Below are 22146 nucleotides of genomic sequence, written 5' to 3'. Positions count from 1 at the left end.
CCATTTCAGTTTGTTCCATTATAGCACATTTTAAAAGTAATGAACAGAAGAAAATTCTTGAATTTTCAGACAATTCAACAGTGTACGATAAAAAAAATAATCTTTTTTTGTCAAGTAACTTTACTTTACAAAAAAGTTTTGATATACTATTAAAGTTGATGAAAATCAAACCTAACTGAATTATATCTTAAAAGGAGAAAAACAAAATGGCAGTACCTGCACGTCGCACTTCAAAAGCGAAGAAAAACAAACGTCGTACTCACTACAAAGTAACAGCTCCATCTGTAAACTTTGACGAAACTACTGGAGATTACTCACGTTCTCACCGTGTATCACTTAAAGGATACTACAAAGGACGTAAGATCGCTAAAGCTGCATCAGCTGAATAATAGAAGGGAGATACCATGCGCGTAAATATTACACTTGAACACAAAGAATCTGGTGAACGCTTGTACCTTACTTCTAAAAACAAACGTAACACTCCAGACCGTCTTCAATTGAAGAAATACTCACCAAAACTTCGCAAACACGTTGTGTTTACTGAAGTGAAGTAAGCATTCAATACGAATCAATACATAAGAAAAACGCTGATTTTAAGCGTTTTTTCTTTTTTCAATTTCAATACATTTCACTATATTTCAGTCCAAACTCTACCTTTTTTAGATAAATATATCATCTGGATATTGAAGTTAAGCCCTGCTATCATTTCGATGGCAGGGCTTTTTAATGTTTGGTACACTACCTTCTTATCTATATTTTGATGGAGCTGGAGTTGACATCTACAAAGTTTAATGTTAAAATACATTCAAAAATATATTTGAATGAGGTGTTTTATGGTTCAAAATGTTGTTACTTCAATAATCCTGTATTCTGGGACAGCCGTAGACTTACTTATTATCCTAATGTTATTTTTTGCCAAAAGAAAAAGCAGAAAAGACATTATTAACATCTATTTAGGACAATTTCTAGGCTCTGTTAGTCTAATATTGCTAAGTTTACTTTTTGCATTTGTCTTAAATTATATTCCTAGTAAAGAGATTTTAGGTTTGCTCGGTTTGATTCCAATTTTCCTAGGACTCAAAGTTTTGCTTTTAGGAGATTCTGATGGAGAAGCTATTGCAAAAGATGGTTTGCGCAAAGATGATAAAAACCTGATTTTTCTAGTCGCTATGATTACTTTTGCTAGTTGTGGTGCTGACAATATAGGTGTTTTTGTCCCATATTTTATTACCTTAAATTTAGCGAATTTGATAGTGGCTTTACTTACCTTTCTAGTCATGATTTATCTCTTGGTTTTTTCTGCCCAAAAATTGGCACAAGTCCCTTCTGTTGGAGAAACTTTGGAAAAATATAGCAGATGGTTTATTGCCGTTGTTTATTTAGGATTGGGGATATATATCCTGATTGAAAACAACAGCTTTGACATGCTAAGGACTGTGTTCGGCTAGGAGAAAAAATTATGAAAAAAGATAGTGTCTGCCAAGTGAATATTATAAATCAACAAAATGTTACAACCGCAACGAACTACCTTGAAAAGGAAAAAGTCCAAAAATCACTTTGCATTTTATCAAAATTTACCGATAATAAACAGATAAATATCATCTTTTATCTCCTTGCCGTCGAAGAACTCTGTGTCTGCGATATAGCCTGTTTATTAAATCTCAGTATGGCATCTGCCTCCCACCATCTTCGTAAACTAGCCAATCAAAACATCGTGGACACTAGAAGAGAGGGGAAAATTATATATTATTTTATAAAAGATGAGGAAATCAAAGACTTTTTTAATCAACTAGGATAACAACTATTTTTACTACTCTACCATTCACTCTACCTTTTATTATGTAGCATTCTAAAAACATTGATGTACCAACGTTTCTAACAACTAAAATAGAAATTATTTAATCTTTTTATAGAAGTGAAGTAAGCATTCAATACGAATTAATACATAGGAAAAACGCTTATTTTAAGCGTTTTTTCTTTCTCCCGATTTCAATACATGTCACTATATTTCAGTTCAATCTCCCCTTTTTCGCCTCTAACTTGATTGATTTTATCAACTTGTTATTTATTTTATCAATGTACATTTGACGAAAAAAGAACACAGGACGAACTAATTTCTGTATTCCTAAAATAACTTAGAACAGAAATGACAATGCTACAATTAATGCTATTATAGTGCAAATTATTTTTCCGACTTTTGCATGTTGTTTGAACAATTTATCAGAGAAAAGACTCAATACAAGAGCAATCCAAAACACGGTAGTTCTTAAAATAAAAATAGTCATGGCTCGTACTCCCTTCATTATTTTGTAAAGCTAATAATTGATTTGAATAGTGATGATTTAATCTGCAAATATGTCCATTTTTCCTGGTAAAACTTTTGTTCTTTAATCATGAATCGGTATCTCTATCTATCTTTATTATAGTACAAATAACATTATTACACCAATAAATGTGTTTATTTTTTTACTGCTCCTATTTTTGAGAGCGCTTGAAATATGTTATAATAAAACTAGATTAATTTATAGGAGGCAAACCGTGGGAAATTTCATTGAGCTAGTCTTTCATCGTTTCTTTTTGGGGATGATTGCGACGGCTTATTTTTGGTTATTGACACTAGCAGGAGGAGTGATCTTTGGTATAGCTCCCGCTAGTGCAACTCTCATGAGTTTATATGCAGAACACGGTTATTCTTATCGTGCTTATCGTTTCAAGGAAGCCTGGGCTTTATTTAAGAGCAATTTTGTAAAAAGCAATCTCAGTTTCTACACCTTTATAGGGATTGACTTCATCTTGATTTATGGTTTGTATCTGATGATTCAATTGCCAAACCAGACTATTATTCACTTGGCAGCAACCTTTCTAAATATCTTTTTAGTAGTCTTGGTATTTCTAGGCTATGCAGTGTCTTTAAAACTGCAGGTTTACTTTGAATTGTCCTATAAAAACACTCTAAAGCTTGCTTTTATCGGAATATTTATGAGCCTATCAGCCATGGCCAAGGTTCTTCTTGGTAGTGTCTTGTTGATTATTATTGGTTTCTACATGCCAGCCCTCCTTATTTTTGTAGGTATTGGAATGTGGCACTTCTTTATTAGCGATTTGTTGGAGCCTGTTTATGAGAGTATTCATGAAAAATTGGCAACAAGATAATACCAAACAGTTTCGTCTCCACTCACTTCTTAGACTCTATAGCCTAGTCATGATTGCTATTATCACTTGTTTTGCTCTCTTGCTTTCCTATGCTTACTGGGATATGCGTGAAAAGGAAGCAAGTCGAGTTAGTCAACGTGTCTTGGCTCGGACCGTCGACGAGGTTGAATACTATTACCGTGAATCCACTCGCCTGGCTCAAGGTTTGGTAGAAAATCAAGCCCGCATTGAAGGGATTTATAAGTATTTCAGTCTCAGTACACCAGACTATTTCTATTGGCAACTCGAACGAAAGGCCTCTCCTTATATTTCGGTCTCTATTTATGAAAATATTGATGATATCTACGTCCGAAATGATTTTGTGAGCGGTGTTGCGATTGTTCTACAGGATTCAACGGACGTCTTTGTTTCCAAGAGAGATAATCGTAGTGGACAGAAGATTCCAGCTGAAAACTTTAAACCAGATGCCAATAGTTTCGCTGTTCCAGTATCTGATCCAGTATCGGACCAGGCTTTGGGAGTTATCTATATCTCAGTGCCACCAGAGGTTCTCCACAAGGCGATTGATAATACCAGAGGTGTCGTCCCAGTTGCTGTTTCTGTTATTACTCCCTATGAGACGGACATGTTTCATCTGGGAGAAAAAGGGACTAGAGGTTCTTGGATGGTAGGTTCAACAGCGCACGGCTATCAAGTTCAAGTGGCTGTTCCTCAAAATTATGTTTTAAATGGTAGCTTAGCGAGCTCAGCTCTCATCGTTGGTTTGAGTGCTCTTTTTATCATTATCCTATATATCACCTTAAGAAGAACCTTCTCTGATTACCAAAATCAGGTTGTGGATTTGGTGGATTCGATCCAAGCCATTACTAAGGGAGAGCAAACCAAGAGGATCAATACCGACAAAAAGGATCAAGAATTGCTTTTGATTGCTGAAACGACAAACGATATGTTGGACCGGTTGGAAAGTAATATTCATGATATTTATCAACTGGAACTCAATCAGAAAGATGCCAACATGCGTGCGCTACAAGCTCAAATTAATCCGCATTTCATGTATAATACTCTGGAATTTTTGCGGATGTATGCTGTAATGGAGAATCAAAATGAACTAGCAGATATCATCTATGAGTTCAGTAGTCTCCTACGCAATAATATTTCCGACGAGCGAGAAACGACACTCAAACAAGAAGTGGAGTTTTGTCGGAAGTACAGTTATCTCTGTATGGTTCGCTATCCAAAATCCATTGCCTACGGATTTAAGATTGACCCTGAATTGGAAGAAATGCGTATTCCAAAGTTCACCCTCCAACCCTTGGTAGAAAACTATTTTGCTCATGGAGTTGATCACAGAAGAACAGATAATGTAATCAGTATCAAGGCTTTGAAAAAAGATGGCTATGTCGAAATCTTGGTAACAGATAATGGTCGTGGGATGTCTGCTGAAAAACTAGCAGAAATCCAAGCTAAATTAACTCAAAGAACCTTTGAACATACAGCAGATTATAGTGGGAAACGGCAGTCTATTGGGATTGTGAATATCCACGAACGTTTTGTGCTCTACTTTGGAGACCGCTATGATATTAGTGTTGAATCGGCTGAACAGAAAGGCGTTCACTATCGAATCACCATTCAGGACGAAGAGAAAGGATAAACATGTATAAAGTACTATTAGTTGACGACGAGTACATGATTACAGAAGGGCTTAAGCGTTTGATTCCTTTTGAAAGATGGGATATGGAAGTCGTCGCAACGGCTAATCATGCTGATGACGCTCTGGACTATGTTCGTGAGCACCCTGTAGATGTCGTCATTTCTGATGTCAACATGCCTGACAAGACAGGTCTTGAAATGATTGGGGAGATGAAGGAACTATTACCAGATGCTTACTATATCCTTCTTTCAGGCTATCAAGAATTTGACTATGTCAAGAAAGCCATGAACCTCAATGTCGTAGACTATCTTGTCAAACCAGTTGATAAGGTCGAGCTAGAGCACTTACTTGAGAAAATCCTCGGTCAGCTTCGTGAGAAAGTGCATGAACCAGAAATGTTAAGTCAAAAATTAGATGAAGAAGCATTTAAGGCGCATCTCTCTCAAAAAGATAGCTGGTGGATTGGTCTTTCAAAAGAAAAACAAGGGGATTTTGTTATTCCTTACTACGTTTTAGGTCAGGACTGGCAGATTGTTCTTGCAGATCAGAAATTCGACGGTCTACTCGTTCTGCCTTTTGAGGCACCTTATCAGGTCAACTTTGAAAAATGGAAGTTTGATGCTGAAAAAGCTCTTTTCTATGGAACTGTAAATCTAGATCAGTCTGAAAGTCTCTTCTCATATTATGAACCTATCTATCGAGTTATTATCCAGGGAAATCTTCAGCAGATTATCGATGAGTTAAACCTACTTGAGAAGATTGTGCTAGAAAACACACCGAGAGTATCCATCACCAAGCAACTTTTTACTCAGTTTGTTATGGATGTCTTTCATCTCTTCGAGCATCTGAAAGCAGATGATATGACAGATATTGTCAAGAATATTCATGCCATCACAAACTTTGAAGACTTAGTTGCTTATACAAAAGAGACCTTGACTTCCTTCTTTGGTCAATACCGCATGAATGAAAATGTTGTCAGTGTTCTCGAAGTTATTGGTAGAGATTACAAAAAAGAGTTATCTCTCAAGGATATCAGTAAGGACCTCTTTATCAACCCAGTATATTTGGGTCAGTTAATCAAGAAGGAAACCAATTCAACCTTTGCGGAGCTTCTCAATAAGCAACGCATCAAGGCTGCTCAGCAACTCTTGCTATCTACAAACGATAGTATTGAGGATATCTGCTATACAGTTGGATATAGTAATGTAGGGTACTTCTACAAGGTTTTTCGAAAACTATGTGGAAAGTCTCCTAAGGCCTACCGTAAGCAGATTGATGTAACCCTCTAATTTTTGTTATCCCTCTTAAAATATGCTATAATAAATTTAAAAATATGAGGAGGTTGCTTTTATGAAAAAGAAACCAATCTATCTATGGATTTTATTAGTCTTATCAGCGATTAGCTCATTTTTGGCAGTAGTTGGAATTTTCACTCCAGTCCCTAATAAGGAAGCCCTTCGTGCTAGCCAAGAAAATGTTGGGACACTTAGTGCTCAACAAATAGATGATGCTGTTAACTATGCCTACCAAGTATCAGTGTCATCTCACTCTATTGTTAACGTGATACTAATTCTCTTGTCTGCTATCCTAGTTGTAGTAGCCTTTGTTTTCCTAGTTCGTAAGAAATTACAGTTGGCAAACTATACTTATGTTGGATATGTCTTACTATCTATTGTTGGGTTAGTCTATGACAATATGAATATCCAAGATGCCATGCAATTGATTAAAGACGACACCCTTCGTTTAGGAATGGGAGTCATGTCTAAAGTAAGCACTATTATATTTATCGTTATTAATGTTATTTTCTTAGCGATTGTCTTCTATAAAATGTGGCGTCAGCAAAAAGAATTAACAGAATCTCAAGAGGAAGAGCTCGCCTAAGAGTTGACAAAGGATAACTATCAAGATACAATCTTGGTAGTTATTTTTTTGGATTCGAGAAAAAGGGAGGAAAAGATGAAAAAAATTTCCTTGGTCTATATCAGTCTGAGTGGAAATACGGAAAGCTTCGTAACCCGTCTGAAAGCTTATTTGTTGGAGCAGTATGAGAATATTGAAGTAGAAAAGATTCATATTAAAGACTTGGTCAAGGAAGGGGAAGACTTCTTTGAGATGACCAATCCATATGTGGCTTTCCTACCGACTTACCTCGAAGGTGGGAATGGTGTTGACAACGGAGACGTGGAAATTTTGACCACTCCAGTAGGAGACTTCATCGCCTATGGTGACAATGCCAGCAAGTGTTTTGGTGTCGTAGGATCAGGAAATCGAAACTTCAACAACCAATACTGTTTGACCGCCAAGCAATACAGTCAGCGCTTTGGTTTTCCAGTCCTGGCTGACTTTGAAATGCGCGGAATGCTAGGAGATATCAAAAAGGTTGCAGCTATTATTGCAGAACTTTATGAACTTGAATCCTTGTAAGAGGACAGATTTTTTGTCGAAATGAGTAAATTCCTTAGATTTTTCTATCATAAGAAAGGTAAACCAAGCTTTAAAAATATTATGCTATGCAGTGCCTTGTTGCTCTTAGAGATCGCTCTGTTGCAGTTCTCCGAGAAATTTTTTGATGAAAGTTTGTCAACATACGGAACCATGGTATCGTTAGGAATTGTTATCTTGGTGGGAATCTTAGCTGTCAGAAAAAATAAATAAAAAGACTCGAGAAATATTATCTCGAGTCTTTTTATTAGTTGCGGATTTCGTCAACGATTTCTTTTGAAATGGGAATTCCTAAACGGTAACCTTTGTTGATGTAATCAATGACATCATTGATATTTTCTATTGTTTGGATTTTCTCTTTGATAGTTGCACGAAAAGCTTGGTCTTTCAATAGTTGTTCCTGAAGCAGTCTTTGAAGTTTCTCTTTTTCATATTTATTAACGAGAAAGAGAAAAAGAAGACTGATAACAACTAGAATATAAGCATACTGGCTCATAAAAATTCTCCCTAAGTGATAAAGAAGTAGGTGGTAAGATAAAAGAAAAGTTTTTTACTTTTCAAGTGATAATACTGTAAGTGCCTAGGCACTTGTTATTTGTTTAGATGAATTAGTGAAGCGTCTAGCCAAAGTCCTAATAGGATTTAGCGTTAGTTACTTAGATTGCTTTACAATAAAGTGATTAAAAGCCTACGACATGAGCCTGACCAAATCGATATTATTTGGTTAGGTGAATTAGTGAAGCGTTTAGGCAATTCGCCATATAGCGATTGCCGTCAAGAGACTAGGAACTTTAGTTCCAGTCTCTTGTAACGATTTACATCTTCTCTGGTGCCTCTACACCCAACAAACGAAGGGCTTCTTTGAGGACCACTGCAGTTGCGTAGCTAAGGGCTAGGCGGCTGTCACGTTCTGGACTTTCATCCAAAATACGAGTGTGGGCATAGTATTTGTTAAAGGCTTGAGCCAAGCTAATCGCAAATTTAGCGATGATAGACGGCTCATAGTTGTCAGCTGCGCGTTTAATAATACGTGGGAAGTCTTGGATGAGCTTGATGATTTCCCAGCTTTCAGCGTCGTTCAAGCTATAGTTGGCACTTGCTTCAGGTTTGAAATCGGCTTTACGCAAGATGGATTGGATACGAGCATACGCATATTGGACATAAGGACCAGTCTCGCCTTCAAAGGATACCATAGCTTCAAGGTCGAAGTCGTAGCCATTTGTACGGTCAGTTTTAAGGTCATAGAATTTAATGGCCCCAACTCCAACAGCATGAGCGACTTGGTCTTTGTTTTCAAGTTCAGGATTTTTGGCTTCAATCTGCGCTTTAGCACGACTGATGGCTTCTGCAACAGTTGGTTCTAGCAAGATAACATTCCCTTTACGAGTAGAAAGTTTCTTTCCTTCTTTTGTAACCAAGCCAAACGGAACATGGACAATGTCTTGGCTCCAATCATAGCCCATCTCTTGTAGTACTGCCTTGAGTTGTTTAAAGTGAGCAGATTGCTCTTGACCAACGACATAGATCGATTTGGCAAATTGATATTCGTTTTTACGGTAAAGAGCTGCAGCTAGGTCACGTGTGATGTAGAGAGTTGCGCCGTCAGATTTCTTGATAAGAGCTGGGTGTTCAATTCCGTATTTTTCAAGATTCACAACTTGGGCACCTTCTGATTCGACCAAAAGTCCCTTTTCAGCAAGGATATCTACAACTGCATCCATCTTGTCATTGTAGAAGGCTTCGCCATTGTAGCTATCGAATTCAACTTGTAATTCATTGTATAGACGGTTAAATTCTACCAAGCTTTCATCGCGGAACCATTGCCACAGAGCAAGAGCTTCCTCATCGCCGTTTTCAAGTTTGCGGAACCATTCACGTGCTTCTTCATCCAAACTTGGGTCGTTCTCAGCTTCAGCATTGATACGGACGTAGAGCTTGAGAAGTTCATCGATTGGATGAGCCTTAACTGCTTCTTCGTTCCCCCATTTCTTGTAGGCAACAATCAACATCCCAAACTGTTTGCCCCAGTCTCCCAAGTGGTTGACCTTGACAGTTTGATAGCCGATTTTTTGGAAGATATGTGACAAGCTGTCACCGATAACTGTTGAACGAAGGTGACCGATTGAAAATGGTTTAGCAATATTAGGGCTAGACATGTCGATAACGACATTTTCTTGGTTACCAATTGTTTGGTCAGCGTAGTGATTTTTTTCAGTAATGACGTTCTGTAACACTTGACCAGAAATGGCAGCCTTATCAAGGAAGAAGTTGACGTAAGGACCTGTTGCTACAACCTTTTCAAAGGCTTGGTTATCAATCTTTTCAGCAATATCTGCAGCAATCATTTGAGGAGCTTTACGTTCAACTTTTGCCAATGAGAAGGCAGGGAAGGCGACATCTCCCATATCTGAGTTTTTAGGTGTTTCTAGTAAATTTAAAATAGCCTCTTGGTCCAGGCTATCAATGACGCTAGCCAACTCGCTAGCAATCAATTCTTTTGTATTCATTTAGGGCTCCTTTAGGGCTTTTCTACTATTTTAACACAATTTACTACATTTTTTTGGAAAGAAGAGAATTTTTTTGAAATATCCAGTTTTTTTGATATAATGTTCTTACTAAAAAAATGTAAAATGTTATAAATATGCACTCGAGAGGAACATATGAGAAAAAGAGAACGTCATCAGCTTATTAAGCGAATGATTACAGAAGAAAAATTAGGCACTCAAAAAGAAATTCAGGATCGTTTGGAAGCTTGTAATGTCTTTGTGACACAGACAACTTTATCTCGTGATTTGCGAGAAATTGGCTTAACTAAAGTTAAGAAAAACGATGTTGTCTATTATGTATTAGCAAATGAGACAGAGAAGATTGATTTGGTCGAATTTCTGTCACATCACTTAGAAGGTGTTGCAAGAGCTGAATTCACCTTGGTGCTCCATACGAAACTTGGAGAAGCATCTGTCTTAGCCAATGTAGTAGATTCAAATAAAGATGAATGGATTTTAGGAACGGTTGCAGGAGCGAATACCTTGTTGGTCATCTGTAAGGATCAACATGCAGCTAAAGTTATGGAAGAACGCCTACTAGAGCTAATGGAAGATAGATAAGGTCTTGAGAGCTTCTCCCAGGGCTGTTTTTACAAGGAGAGAATAAATGACTACTGAAAAATTATCACCGGGTATGCAACAGTATGTGGATATCAAAAAGCAATATCCAGATGCTTTTTTGCTTTTTCGTATGGGTGATTTTTATGAGTTATTTTATGAGGATGCAGTCAATGCTGCCCAGATACTAGAAATCTCATTGACCAGTCGTAATAAAAATGCTGAAAATCCTATTCCCATGGCTGGTGTTCCTTACCACTCTGCCCAACAATATATCGATGTTCTAGTGGAGCGTGGCTACAAGGTTGCCATCGCTGAACAGATGGAAGATCCCAAACAAGCTGTCGGTGTGGTCAAGCGTGAAGTTGTCCAGGTTATTACACCAGGTACGGTCGTTGATAGTAGCAAGCCGGATAGTCAAAACAACTTTTTGGTAGCTATTGATCGTGATGGGTCTCAATATGGTTTAGCCTACATGGACCTAGTAACAGGTGATTTTTATGTAACGGGGCTATCGGACTTTTCTCTAGTATGTGGTGAAATCCGCAATCTCAAGGCGAGAGAAGTGGTGATTGGTTATGACTTGCCTGAAGTAGAAGACCAGATTCTCAGTCGTCAGATGAATCTAGTGCTTTCCTTCGAACAGGAAGCATATGAAGACCTACATCTATTAGATTCAGGATTGGCTCCTGTTGAGCAAGCAGCTAGCAGTAAACTCCTCCAATATGTTCATCGGACTCAGATGAGAGAGCTGAATCACTTAAAACCTGTTATCCGCTATGAAATCAAAGATTTCTTGCAGATGGATTATGCGACCAAGGCTAGTCTGGATCTGGTTGAAAATGCTCGTTCAGGTAAGAAACAAGGCAGTCTTTTCTGGCTACTAGATGAAACCAAGACTGCCATGGGGATGCGTCTTCTACGTTCTTGGATACAACGCCCTTTGATTGATAAGGACCGTATCTTAGAACGTCAGGAAGTTGTGCAAGTCTTTCTGGACTATTTCTTTGAGCGTAGTGATTTAACGGAAAGCCTCAAGGGAGTCTACGATATCGAGCGTTTGGCTAGTCGTGTTTCTTTTGGGAAAAGCAATCCCAAAGACCTCTTGCAATTAGCGACTACCTTGGGAAGTGTTCCACGAATCCGAGCAATTTTAGAAGGAATGGAGCAACCAGCTCTAGCTTATCTGATTGAACAACTAGATGCTATTCCTGAGTTGGAGAGTCTTATTAGTGCAGCTATTGCTCCTGAGGCTTCTCACGTGATTACCGAAGGTGGTATTATTCGAACGGGCTTTGATGAGACCTTGGATAAATACCGTCGTGTTCTCAGGGAAGGGACCAGCTGGATTGCTGAGATTGAAGCCAAGGAAAGAGAAAACTCTGGCATCAATACTCTCAAGATTGATTACAATAAAAAGGACGGCTACTATTTCCATGTGACCAACTCGCAGCTCAGTAACGTTCCAGCCCACTTTTTCCGTAAGGCCACGCTGAAAAACTCTGAGCGATTTGGGACAGAGGAGTTAGCGCGTATCGAGGGAGAAATGTTAGAGGCGCGTGAGAAATCAGCAAATCTAGAGTACGAAATCTTTATGCGTATCCGTGAGGAAGTTGGCAAGTATATCCAACGCCTGCAAGCCTTGGCCCAAGGAATTGCAACTGTCGATGTCTTGCAAGGTTTGGCAGTAGTTGCAGAAAAGCAACACCTGATTCGACCAGAGTTTGGGGAAGAGTCACGGATTGATATCCAAAATGGTCGTCACGCAGTTGTTGAAAAGGTCATGGGAGCCCAAACCTATATCCCAAACAGCATCCAGATGGATGAAGACACCAGTATCCAACTGATCACAGGACCTAATATGAGCGGGAAGTCAACCTATATGCGCCAGTTGGCGATAACAGCGGTCATGGCACAGATGGGGTCTTATGTCCCGGCAGAAAGTGCCCGCTTGCCAATCTTTGATGCGATTTTTACCCGTATCGGTGCAGCGGATGACTTGGTTTCAGGCCAATCTACCTTTATGGTAGAGATGATGGAAGCCAATAATGCCATTTCTCATGCGACAAAGGATTCCTTGATTCTCTTTGATGAACTAGGCCGTGGAACCGCAACTTATGATGGGATGGCTTTAGCCCAGTCTATTATCGAGTATATCCATGAGCATATTGGTGCCAAGACTCTCTTTGCGACTCACTACCATGAATTAACCAGTCTGGAAGCTAGTTTGAAACATCTGGTAAACGTTCACGTGGCTACGCTTGAGCAGAATGGCCAAGTTACTTTCCTTCATAAGATTGAACCAGGTCCAGCAGACAAATCATACGGTATTCACGTTGCCAAGATTGCAGGTTTGCCAGCAGACTTACTAGCAAGAGCGGATGCGATTTTAACTCAACTAGAAAGCCAAGGTCAGGAAAGTCCAATTCCTACCAAACAAAATACTGTCAATGAGCAGATGTCTCTCTTTGATGAAAAAGAAGAAAATCCTATTCTAGCAGAATTAGCAAATATAGATGTTTATAATATAACGCCTATGCAAGCCATGAATCTCTTGTTAGAGCTGAAGCAAAAATTATAAGTCAAAACCCACTCAGTCCTGTGAGTGGGTTTCTTGTATATTAGTGTTTTTGAGACAATAGTTGATTGATGTGTGCAACCTTTTTGGATTCTCTCTTATAGAGAATAACCCAGATGATGAGGTAGACGATTGCAAACTCTGGGATGAGCTGAAGGATGAAAGTCCAGTGAAGCGGGAACCAACCGGCTAGGATTGCTAGAGGGACAAAGCATAGCAACATAAGGAAGAAGTGAGTGACAGTAGCTCGAAGGAGACTCCAGTCTTGAGCAAAGAGACGACCGCCAAAACTAAAGAGGACTCCAATCGCTGCCCAGATAAGCAGACAGTAAAGCAGGACGAGTGATCCATGCACCTGATGTTGGGTCATGAATTGACCAATCAAAGAGTTGGGGCTGAGAGGTGCGTAGTTATTTGGTGAGTGGATAAACGAAAAGATTATAGATAGGATGAGACCGATGAGGATACCAGTTGTAGCATCGTGAAATACATGTTTTTTCATAGTTCTAATTTCTCCTTAATAGCTTTGAGGTAACGGCGAGATGAGTAAGTAAAACTGTCGTTTTTGAGATAAATTTCAATCAAGCCGTTAGAGGTTAGTTTTAGATGGCTGATAGCGTCAATGTTGACAATTTCCGATTGGGAAATTTGGATAAAGGAAGCAGGTAAGATTTCAACTGCTTGGTAGAGACGAATATCGAGTGCATAGGTTCGATTACCCGTTTCAGCTAGCACTTTACGGTTTTCAATGTAAATCCGTTGAATCTTTTGAATTTCGATAAGAAAAACCTGATCTTGAAATTTTCCTTTAAGAGTTTCTTTTTGATCCAGCGATTGAACAAAGTCTTTAACTTTTTGAACTCTTGGAGACAAGGTTGGTGCCTCTATAATGATTTGTTCTTCGGCGTATTGTTGATCAATGTCAAGTCTGACTTTCATAATTTCTCCTTTATCAAGTTGTAATAGAGATCTCTTACTTACAAATCTATTAAACACCATTTTCTAGACAATTACAAGGCGATTTGACTATATGGTCGGATACAGAGTCTATGTGGTTTGTAATAAAACAAAGATAAAGGAAGTCGAAAAATAAGAAGAAATGTATTGACAAAGATAGAAAAATCGTGGTACAATAATAGACGGTACTTTTTACTTTTGGTCTCTCAAAAGTGTACAGGGACGTGCTGACAAATGTTGCAAAAGTACACACAGATGATAGCTGTCACCAAGTGTATCATCACCAAAAATAAAAAAACACAGGAGAATGTAGATGCCTACAATTAACCAATTGGTTCGCAAACCGCGTAAATCAAAAGTAGAAAAATCTAAATCACCAGCTTTGAACGTTGGTTACAACAGTCATAAAAAAGTTCAAACAAACGTTTCTTCACCACAAAAACGTGGTGTTGCAACTCGTGTTGGAACAATGACACCTAAAAAACCTAACTCTGCCCTTCGTAAATTTGCTCGTGTACGTTTGAGCAACCTTATCGAAGTTACTGCCTACATCCCAGGTATCGGACACAACTTGCAAGAGCACAGCGTGGTGCTTCTTCGCGGTGGACGTGTAAAAGACCTTCCAGGGGTACGTTACCATATCGTCCGTGGTGCACTTGATACTGCAGGTGTTAACGATCGTAAACAAGGCCGTTCTAAATACGGTACTAAACGTCCAAAAGCATAAGGAAAGGGGATAAAGAGAAATGAGTCGTAAAAATAGAGCTCCAAAACGTGACGTATTGCCAGATCCGCTTTACAATTCACAATTAGTTACTCGTCTTATCAACCGCGTTATGCTTGATGGTAAACGTGGTACTGCTGCTTCAATCGTTTACGGTGCTTTTGAGCAAATCAAAGAAGCTACTGGTAACGATGCACTTGAAGTATTTGAAACAGCTATGGAAAACATCATGCCTGTACTTGAAGTACGTGCACGTCGTGTTGGTGGATCAAACTACCAAGTCCCAGTTGAAGTTCGTCCAGAACGTCGTACAACACTTGGACTTCGTTGGTTGGTAACAATCGCTCGCCTTCGTGGTGAACACACAATGCAAGACCGTCTTGCAAAAGAAATCTTGGATGCTGCTAACAACACTGGTGCAGCAGTTAAGAAACGTGAAGACACTCACCGTATGGCTGAAGCTAACCGTGCCTTCGCACACTTCCGTTGGTAAGAATATGATGCTAGGAACGGTAAGGATGCACAGTGAAAATAGGAAACTGACGCAGTATTCGATGAATACAAGGAAGTTTATCTTTTTCACCCAGCATCCCGTTCCAGCTCAAATCAGCTAACTCGAGCTTTTAGCCCGAGTTCAATTATGATACCAAGAGCGGCAAAGGCACAAGGAAAAAATAGGAAACTGATGCAGTGTTCCGTGAACACAAAGCAGTTTATCTTTTTTGCACCGTGCCTCGCTCGGGTTCAAATCAGTTAACTTGAGCTTTTAGCCCAGGTTCGATTGAGCTCGGTCAGCTCTTTAGTTCAACTCAACTTATCTACAAGTTGGAACCAACAAAAAACAAGATAAACACTGAGAACGGGTAGGTCCTGCCTATCCGTTTTTATTAAATCGTGTTATAATATAATAGAAATAAAAAATAATAGGAGAAACAAACCTCATGGCACGCGAATTTTCACTTGAAAAAACTCGTAATATCGGTATCATGGCTCACGTCGATGCTGGTAAAACAACTACAACTGAGCGTATCCTTTACTACACTGGTAAAATCCACAAAATCGGTGAAACTCACGAAGGTGCGTCACAAATGGACTGGATGGAGCAAGAGCAAGAACGTGGTATCACTATCACATCTGCTGCGACAACAGCTCAATGGAACAACCACCGCGTAAACATCATCGACACACCAGGACACGTGGACTTCACAATCGAAGTACAACGTTCTCTTCGTGTATTGGACGGTGCGGTTACAGTTCTTGACTCACAATCAGGTGTTGAGCCTCAAACTGAAACAGTTTGGCGTCAAGCAACTGAGTACGGAGTTCCACGTATCGTATTTGCCAACAAAATGGATAAAATCGGTGCTGACTTCCTTTACTCAGTAAGCACACTTCACGACCGTCTTCAAGCGAACGCACACCCAATTCAATTACCAATCGGTGCTGAAGATGACTTCCGTGGTATCATCGACTTGATCAAGATGAAAGCTGAAATCTATACTAACGACCTTGGTACAGATATCCTTGAAGAAGATATTCCAGCTGAATACCTTGACCAAGCTCAAGAATACCGTGAAAAATTGGTTGAAGCAGTTGCTGAAACTGATGAAGAATTGATGATGAAATACCTTGAAGGTGAAGAAATCACTAACGAAGAATTGAAAGCTGCTATCCGTAAAGCAACTATCAACGTTGAATTCTTCCCGGTATTGTGTGGTTCTGCCTTCAAGAACAAAGGTGTTCAATTGATGCTTGATGCGGTTATCGACTACCTTCCAAGCCCACTTGATATCCCAGCGATCAAAGGTATCAACCCAGATACAGATGAAGAAGAAACTCGTCCAGCATCTGACGAAGAGCCATTTGCAGCTCTTGCCTTCAAGATCATGACTGACCCATTCGTAGGTCGTTTGACATTCTTCCGTGTTTACTCAGGTGTTCTTCAATCAGGTTCTTACGTATTGAACACTTCTAAAGGTAAACGTGAACGTATCGGACGTATCCTTCAAATGCACGCTAACAGCCGTCAAGAAATCGACACTGTTTACTCGGGTGATATCGCTGCTGCCGTTGGTTTGAAAGATACTACAACTGGTGACTCATTGACAGATGAAAAAGCAAAAATCATCCTTGAGTCAATCAACGTTCCAGAACCAGTTATCCAATTGATGGTTGAGCCAAAATCTAAAGCAGACCAAGACAAGATGGGTATCGCCCTTCAAAAATTGGCTGAAGAAGATCCAACATTCCGCGTTGAAACAAACGTTGAAACTGGTGAAACAGTTATCTCTGGTATGGGTGAACTTCACCTTGACGTCCTTGTTGACCGTATGCGTCGTGAATTTAAAGTTGAAGCGAACGTAGGTGCTCCTCAAGTATCTTACCGTGAAACATTCCGCGCTTCTACTCAAGCACGTGGATTCTTCAAACGTCAGTCTGGTGGTAAAGGTCAATTCGGTGATGTATGGATTGAATTTACTCCAAACGAAGAAGGTAAAGGATTCGAATTTGAAAACGCAATCGTCGGTGGTGTGGTTCCTCGTGAATTTATCCCAGCGGTTGAAAAAGGTCTTGTAGAAGCAATGGCTAACGGTGTTCTTGCAGGTTACCCAATTGTTGACGTTAAAGCTAAGCTTTACGATGGTTCATACCACGATGTCGACTCATCTGAAACTGCCTTCAAGATCGCTGCATCTCTTGCACTTAAAGAAGCTGCTAAGACTGCACAACCAGCTATCCTTGAACCAATGATGCTTGTAACAATCACTGTTCCAGAAGAAAACCTTGGTGATGTTATGGGCCACGTAACTGCTCGTCGTGGACGTGTAGATGGTATGGAAGCACACGGTAACAGCCAAATCGTTCGTGCTTACGTTCCACTTGCTGAAATGTTCGGTTATGCAACAGTTCTTCGTTCTGCATCACAAGGACGTGGTACATTCATGATGGTATTCGACCACTACGAAGATGTACCTAAGTCAGTACAAGAAGAAATCATCAAGAAAAATAAAGGTGAAGAATAATTCACCGTCACTTTAAAAGAAGTCACTTTGTGGCTTCTTTTTCTGTTTGGTAGAAATAGCTAAAATGGCTTCAAATATGGTAAAATAGAAGGAGTATATTGTGAGGAAAATGGATGTCAACCACTTTTGAAATTTTAATGAATCAGTTGGGAATCCCCGCTGAGATAAGAAATCATGAAGCCTTCTCCGAGGCAGAAATTGAACAAGTTATTGTACACAAACAAAGTAAAATTTGGGAGTTTCGTTTTATCTTTGAGAATATCCTGCCTTTTGAACTCTTTTTAGAGTTGAAGAAGGGTCTGAAAGAAGAGTTTTCAAAAACAGGAAATCAAGCAACCTTTGAGATAAAAACTCGTCATCGAGATTTTGCAAAAGAGCTTCTACAAGCCTACTATCAAGAGGCTTTTTCAGATGGACCTTGTGCTAGTCAGGGATTTCGTTCCATGTATCAAAACTGTCAGGTTCGAGTTAAAAATGTTCAGTTGATTATTGAAGCTTCTGAAGCAGCAGATACAGAACATTTTAGAAAAAACCACCTACCAAATCTCAGTAAACAGCTGGAACTTTTTGGCTTTCCTAAATTCACTTGTGTTTTAGAGAAAAATGAAGATTTGACCAAGGAAGAGCAAGAAGCTTTCCATTCGGAAAATCAAATGATTGTTCAGGCTGCCAATGAAGAAACTCTTCGGGCCATGGAACAGTTGGAACAGATGGCGCCACCACCTCCAGTAGAGGACAAGCCTGTCTTTGATTTTCAAGCCAAGAAGGCAGCTGCCAAGCCAAAACTAGACAAGGCAGAAATTACTCCAATGATTGAGGTCAATACTGAGGAGAACCGTCTGGTCTTTGAAGGAGTTGTTTTTGATGTTGAGCAGAAGGTGACTAGAACAGGTCGTGTTTTGATTAACTTCAAGATGACCGACTATACTTCTAGTTTCTCTATGCAAAAATGGGTCAAAAATGAAGAAGAAGCTCAGAAGTTTGACATGATCAAGAAAAACTCTTGGCTTCGTGTTCGTGGGAATGTTGAAATGAATAATTTCACGCGAGACTTGACCATGAACGTGCAAGATGTGCAGGAAGTTGTCCACTATGAGCGTAAAGACTTGATGCCAGAGGGAGAACGTCGGGTTGAGTTCCATGCACATACCAATATGTCGACCATGGATGCTCTTCCTGAAGTCGAAGAACTCGTTGCGAAAGCAGCCAAATGGGGACACAAGGCAGTAGCAATCACAGACCACGGCAATGTTCAGTCTTTCCCTCATGGATATAAGGCAGCCAAGAAAGCTGGTATTCAGCTCATTTATGGAATGGAAGCAAATATCGTTGAGGATCGTGTTCCTATCGTCTATAACGAAGTGGAGATGAATTTGTCTGAAGCTACCTATGTAGTCTTTGACGTGGAAACGACAGGCCTATCAGCTATCTATAATGACTTGATTCAGGTGGCCGCTTCCAAGATGTATAAGGGTAATATCATCGCTGAGTTTGACGAATTTATCAATCCAGGGCATCCCTTATCAGCCTTTACAACCGAGTTGACTGGGATTACTGATGACCATGTAAAAAATGCTAAACCCTTGGTTCAAGTTCTGAAAGAATTCCAAGAATTCTGTAAAGATACAGTTCTTGTAGCCCATAATGCAAGCTTTGACGTTGGTTTTATGAATGCCAACTATGAGCGTCACGGTCTTCCAAAAATTACTCAACCTGTCATCGATACGCTAGAGTTCGCTAGAAATCTCTATCCTGAGTACAAACGCCATGGTTTGGGACCATTGACTAAACGTTTTGGTGTAGCTCTAGAACACCACCACATGGCCAACTACGATGCGGAAGCAACTGGCCGTCTGCTCTTTATCTTTATCAAGGAAGTGGCAGAAAAACACGGTGTGACAGATTTGGCACGATTAAACCTTGATTTAATCAGTCCAGATTCCTATAAAAAAGCTCGAGTCAAGCATGCGACCATCTATGTGAAAAATCAGGTGGGCTTGAAAAATATCTTTAAGCTGGTTTCTCTCTCAAATACCCAGTATTTTGAAGGAGTTCCACGGATTCCACGTACGGTGCTAGATGCCCATCGAGAAGGTTTGATCTTAGGTTCAGCCTGTACGGAAGGGGAAGTCTTTGATGCAGTCGTATCACAAGGTGTAGATGCGGCAGTCGAAGTAGCTAAATACTATGATTTTATCGAGGTCATGCCTCCGGCTATCTATGCTCCTCTGATTGCCAAAGAGCAGGTCAAGGACATGGAAGAACTCCACACCATTATCAAGAGTTTGATAGAGGTTGGAGATCGTCTCGGCAAGCCCGTTCTTGCGACAGGAAATGTCCACTATCTCGAACCCGAGGATGAAATTTATCGTGAAATCATCGTCCGCAGTCTAGGTCAGGGAGCTATGATTAACCGAACGATCGGCCATGGAGAAGCTGCCCAGCCTGCTCCGCTACCAAAGGCACACTTTAGAACAACCAATGAAATGTTGGATGAATTTGCCTTTCTAGGGGAAGACTTGGCTCGTAAGATTGTTGTTGAAAATACCAATGCCTTGGCAGAAATCTTTGAGCCTGTCGAGGTCGTTAAAGGCGACTTGTACACACCTTTCATTGACAAAGCCGAAGAAACAGTTGCTGAATTAACCTATAAAAAAGCCTTCGAAATCTATGGAAATCCACTCCCAGATATCGTTGATTTGCGGATTGAAAAGGAATTGACCTCTATCTTGGGGAATGGATTCGCCGTGATTTATCTGGCTTCACAGATGCTAGTGCACCGTTCCAACGAACGGGGTTACTTGGTTGGTTCTCGTGGGTCTGTTGGATCCAGTTTTGTTGCGACCATGATTGGGATCACTGAGGTTAATCCTCTCTCTCCTCATTATGTCTGTGGTCAGTGTCAGTACAGTGAGTTTATCACAGATGGTTCCTACGGTTCAGGATTTGATATGCCAAATAAAGACTGTCCAAACTGTGGTCACAAACTCAGCAAGAATGGACAGGATATTCCTTTCGAGACCTTCCTTGGTTTTGATGGAGACAAGGTACCCGATATCGATTTGAACTTCTCAGGTGAAGACCAACCGAGCGCCCACTTGGATGTGCGTGATATCTTTGGGGAAGAGTATGCCTTCCGTGCAGGAACGGTTGGTACGGTGGCTGCTAAAACAGCCTATGGATTTGTCAAGGGTTACGAGCGTGATTATGGCAAATTCTACCGAGAAGCCGAAGTTGAGCGCCTAGCCCAAGGAGCTGCTGGTGTTAAACGGACGACCGGTCAGCACCCCGGGGGAATCGTTGTTATCCCTAATTATATGGATGTCTATGACTTTACTCCTGTGCAGTATCCTGCAGATGATGTCACTGCTGAATGGCAAACCACTCACTTTAACTTCCACGATATCGATGAGAACGTCCTCAAGCTCGATGTCCTTGGTCATGATGATCCGACCATGATTCGGAAACTGCAGGACTTGTCAGGCATTGATCCAAATGATATTCCGATGGATGATTCTGGTGTCATGGATCTTTTCTCAGGTACAGATATCCTAGGAGTGACGCCTGAGCAAATCGGTACCTCGACTGGTATGCTTGGTATTCCAGAGTTTGGAACTAACTTTGTTCGCGGCATGGTGGATGAAACCCATCCGACGACTTTTGCGGAGTTGCTTCAGCTGTCTGGTCTGTCCCATGGTACCGATGTGTGGTTGGGAAATGCCCAGGATTTGATTAAGACTGGAATTGCGGACCTATCAACCGTTATCGGATGTCGGGATGACATCATGGTTTACCTCATGCATGCAGGTTTAGAACCTAAGATGGCCTTTACCATCATGGAGCGAGTGCGTAAGGGATTGTGGCTTAAAATCTCAGAAGAAGAGCGCAATGGTTATATCGAAGCCATGAAGGCTAACAATGTACCTGAGTGGTATATCGAATCTTGTGGAAAAATCAAGTACATGTTCCCTAAAGCCCATGCGGCAGCCTACGTTATGATGGCCTTGCGTGTAGCCTACTTCAAGGTTCACCATCCGATTTATTATTACTGTGCTTACTTCTCAATCCGTGCTAAGGCCTTTGATATCAAGACCATGGGGGCAGGCTTGGATGCTATTAAACGCAAGATGCAAGAAATTGCTGAAAAGCGTAAGAACAATGAAGCTTCCAACGTAGAAGTTGATCTCTACACAACACTTGAAATCGTCAACGAGATGTGGGAACGTGGCTTCAAATTTGGGAAATTGGACCTCTATCGCAGTGATGCAACTGAATTCATCATCGATGGAGACACCCTCATCCCGCCGTTTGTTGCTATGGATGGACTGGGAGAGAACGTTGCCAAGCAACTGGTTCGTGCCCGTCAAGAGGGAGAATTCCTCTCTAAAACAGAACTCCGCAAGCGTGGAGGACTCTCCTCAACCTTGGTTGAAAAGATGGATGAAATGGGAATTCTCGGCAATATGCCAGAGGATAACCAATTGAGTTTGTTTGATGATTTGTTTTAAGAGGTA

General features: G+C 40.3%; 20 protein-coding genes. 15 read left to right on the top strand and 5 right to left on the bottom strand.

The window, feature by feature from the left end; translation table 11 throughout:
* Positions 1–206 precede the first annotated feature (206 nt).
* The gene (gene rpmF, locus HMPREF1481_RS08630; protein ID WP_000290417.1) at positions 207–389 is read left to right on the top strand and encodes a 50S ribosomal protein L32; all 183 of its coding nucleotides are present in this window, start codon (positions 207–209) and stop codon (positions 387–389) included.
* A gap of 15 nt (positions 390–404) precedes the next feature.
* Entirely contained in the window at positions 405–554 is a 150-nt protein-coding gene (gene rpmG / locus HMPREF1481_RS08625; RefSeq protein ID WP_001265622.1) for a 50S ribosomal protein L33, read from the top strand.
* A gap of 77 nt (positions 555–631) precedes the next feature.
* Here rpmG and HMPREF1481_RS10925 read toward each other — a convergent pair whose 3' ends face one another.
* Entirely contained in the window at positions 632–805 is a 174-nt protein-coding gene (locus tag HMPREF1481_RS10925; protein WP_083936654.1) for a FanG protein, read from the bottom strand.
* Between the two features lie 28 nt (positions 806–833).
* Here HMPREF1481_RS10925 and HMPREF1481_RS08620 point away from each other — a divergent pair, with 28 nt between their 5' ends.
* The 7 genes from HMPREF1481_RS08620 (at position 834) to nrdI (ending at position 7228) form a co-directional block, all read left to right on the top strand.
* Positions 834–1448: a CadD family cadmium resistance transporter gene (locus HMPREF1481_RS08620; RefSeq protein WP_016466282.1), complete on the top strand. Its 615-nt coding sequence runs from the start codon at positions 834–836 to the stop codon at positions 1446–1448.
* Between the two features lie 11 nt (positions 1449–1459).
* Positions 1460–1798 carry a Cd(II)/Zn(II)-sensing metalloregulatory transcriptional regulator CadX gene (gene cadX, locus HMPREF1481_RS08615; protein WP_016466281.1) on the top strand — a complete coding sequence of 113 codons (339 nt, stop codon included), beginning with the start codon at positions 1460–1462 and terminating at the stop codon, positions 1796–1798.
* A gap of 740 nt (positions 1799–2538) precedes the next feature.
* Positions 2539–3153, top strand: a complete 615-nt coding sequence (locus HMPREF1481_RS08610) for a YesL family protein (RefSeq protein WP_016466280.1) — start codon at positions 2539–2541, stop codon at positions 3151–3153.
* Positions 3131–4804, top strand: a complete 1674-nt coding sequence (locus HMPREF1481_RS08605; protein WP_033587511.1) for a sensor histidine kinase — start codon at positions 3131–3133, stop codon at positions 4802–4804. Before HMPREF1481_RS08610 ends, HMPREF1481_RS08605 begins: the two co-directional genes overlap by 23 nt.
* A gap of 2 nt (positions 4805–4806) precedes the next feature.
* A complete protein-coding gene (locus HMPREF1481_RS08600) occupies positions 4807–6093 on the top strand; it encodes a response regulator transcription factor (protein ID WP_016466278.1) in 1287 nt (428 codons plus the stop codon).
* 61 nt (positions 6094–6154) lie between these two features.
* Positions 6155–6685, top strand: a complete 531-nt coding sequence (locus HMPREF1481_RS08595) for an ABC transporter permease (RefSeq protein ID WP_016466277.1) — start codon at positions 6155–6157, stop codon at positions 6683–6685.
* A 75-nt stretch (positions 6686–6760) separates the two neighbouring features.
* Complete coding sequence (gene nrdI / locus HMPREF1481_RS08590; protein ID WP_016466276.1) at positions 6761–7228, top strand: class Ib ribonucleoside-diphosphate reductase assembly flavoprotein NrdI; 468 nt, start codon at positions 6761–6763, stop codon at positions 7226–7228.
* Between the two features lie 265 nt (positions 7229–7493).
* Here the strand turns inward: nrdI and HMPREF1481_RS08585 are convergent, their stop codons facing one another.
* Together HMPREF1481_RS08585 and argS are read right to left on the bottom strand one after the other, a co-directional pair.
* A complete protein-coding gene (locus tag HMPREF1481_RS08585) occupies positions 7494–7742 on the bottom strand; it encodes a hypothetical protein (protein WP_016466275.1) in 249 nt (82 codons plus the stop codon).
* A 319-nt stretch (positions 7743–8061) separates the two neighbouring features.
* Entirely contained in the window at positions 8062–9753 is a 1692-nt protein-coding gene (argS, locus tag HMPREF1481_RS08580) for an arginine--tRNA ligase (RefSeq protein ID WP_016466274.1), read from the bottom strand.
* A 153-nt stretch (positions 9754–9906) separates the two neighbouring features.
* Between argS and argR the strand changes: the two genes are divergently transcribed.
* Together argR and mutS are read left to right on the top strand one after the other, a co-directional pair.
* The gene (gene argR, locus HMPREF1481_RS08575) at positions 9907–10353 is read left to right on the top strand and encodes an arginine repressor (RefSeq protein WP_016466273.1); all 447 of its coding nucleotides are present in this window, start codon (positions 9907–9909) and stop codon (positions 10351–10353) included.
* A gap of 46 nt (positions 10354–10399) precedes the next feature.
* Positions 10400–12931, top strand: a complete 2532-nt coding sequence (gene mutS, locus HMPREF1481_RS08570; RefSeq protein WP_016466272.1) for a DNA mismatch repair protein MutS — start codon at positions 10400–10402, stop codon at positions 12929–12931.
* A gap of 40 nt (positions 12932–12971) precedes the next feature.
* Here the strand turns inward: mutS and HMPREF1481_RS08565 are convergent, their stop codons facing one another.
* Both HMPREF1481_RS08565 and HMPREF1481_RS08560 read right to left on the bottom strand, forming a co-directional pair.
* Positions 12972–13430: a DUF3021 domain-containing protein gene (locus tag HMPREF1481_RS08565; protein WP_016466271.1), complete on the bottom strand. Its 459-nt coding sequence runs from the start codon at positions 13428–13430 to the stop codon at positions 12972–12974.
* Complete coding sequence (locus tag HMPREF1481_RS08560) at positions 13427–13867, bottom strand: LytTR family DNA-binding domain-containing protein (protein ID WP_016466270.1); 441 nt, start codon at positions 13865–13867, stop codon at positions 13427–13429. The genes HMPREF1481_RS08565 and HMPREF1481_RS08560 overlap by 4 nt, the downstream gene beginning before the upstream one ends.
* A 331-nt stretch (positions 13868–14198) precedes the next feature.
* Between HMPREF1481_RS08560 and rpsL the strand changes: the two genes are divergently transcribed.
* From rpsL to HMPREF1481_RS08540, 4 genes are all read left to right on the top strand, one after another.
* The gene (gene rpsL / locus HMPREF1481_RS08555) at positions 14199–14612 is read left to right on the top strand and encodes a 30S ribosomal protein S12 (protein WP_001142332.1); all 414 of its coding nucleotides are present in this window, start codon (positions 14199–14201) and stop codon (positions 14610–14612) included.
* A gap of 19 nt (positions 14613–14631) precedes the next feature.
* A complete protein-coding gene (rpsG, locus tag HMPREF1481_RS08550) occupies positions 14632–15102 on the top strand; it encodes a 30S ribosomal protein S7 (RefSeq protein WP_000087873.1) in 471 nt (156 codons plus the stop codon).
* A 448-nt stretch (positions 15103–15550) separates the two neighbouring features.
* Positions 15551–17632 (top strand): elongation factor G, encoded by a 2082-nt coding sequence (gene fusA, locus HMPREF1481_RS08545; RefSeq protein ID WP_016466269.1) that lies wholly within the window; start codon positions 15551–15553, stop codon positions 17630–17632.
* Between the two features lie 113 nt (positions 17633–17745).
* Positions 17746–22140 carry a PolC-type DNA polymerase III gene (locus tag HMPREF1481_RS08540; RefSeq protein ID WP_016466268.1) on the top strand — a complete coding sequence of 1465 codons (4395 nt, stop codon included), beginning with the start codon at positions 17746–17748 and terminating at the stop codon, positions 22138–22140.
* Positions 22141–22146: the final 6 nt, after the last annotated feature.

Origin of the sequence: Streptococcus sp. HPH0090 (assembly GCF_000411475.1) — a bacterium.
Lineage (GTDB): Bacteria > Bacillota > Bacilli > Lactobacillales > Streptococcaceae > Streptococcus.
This window is presented reverse-complemented; position numbering and strand designations above follow the sequence as displayed.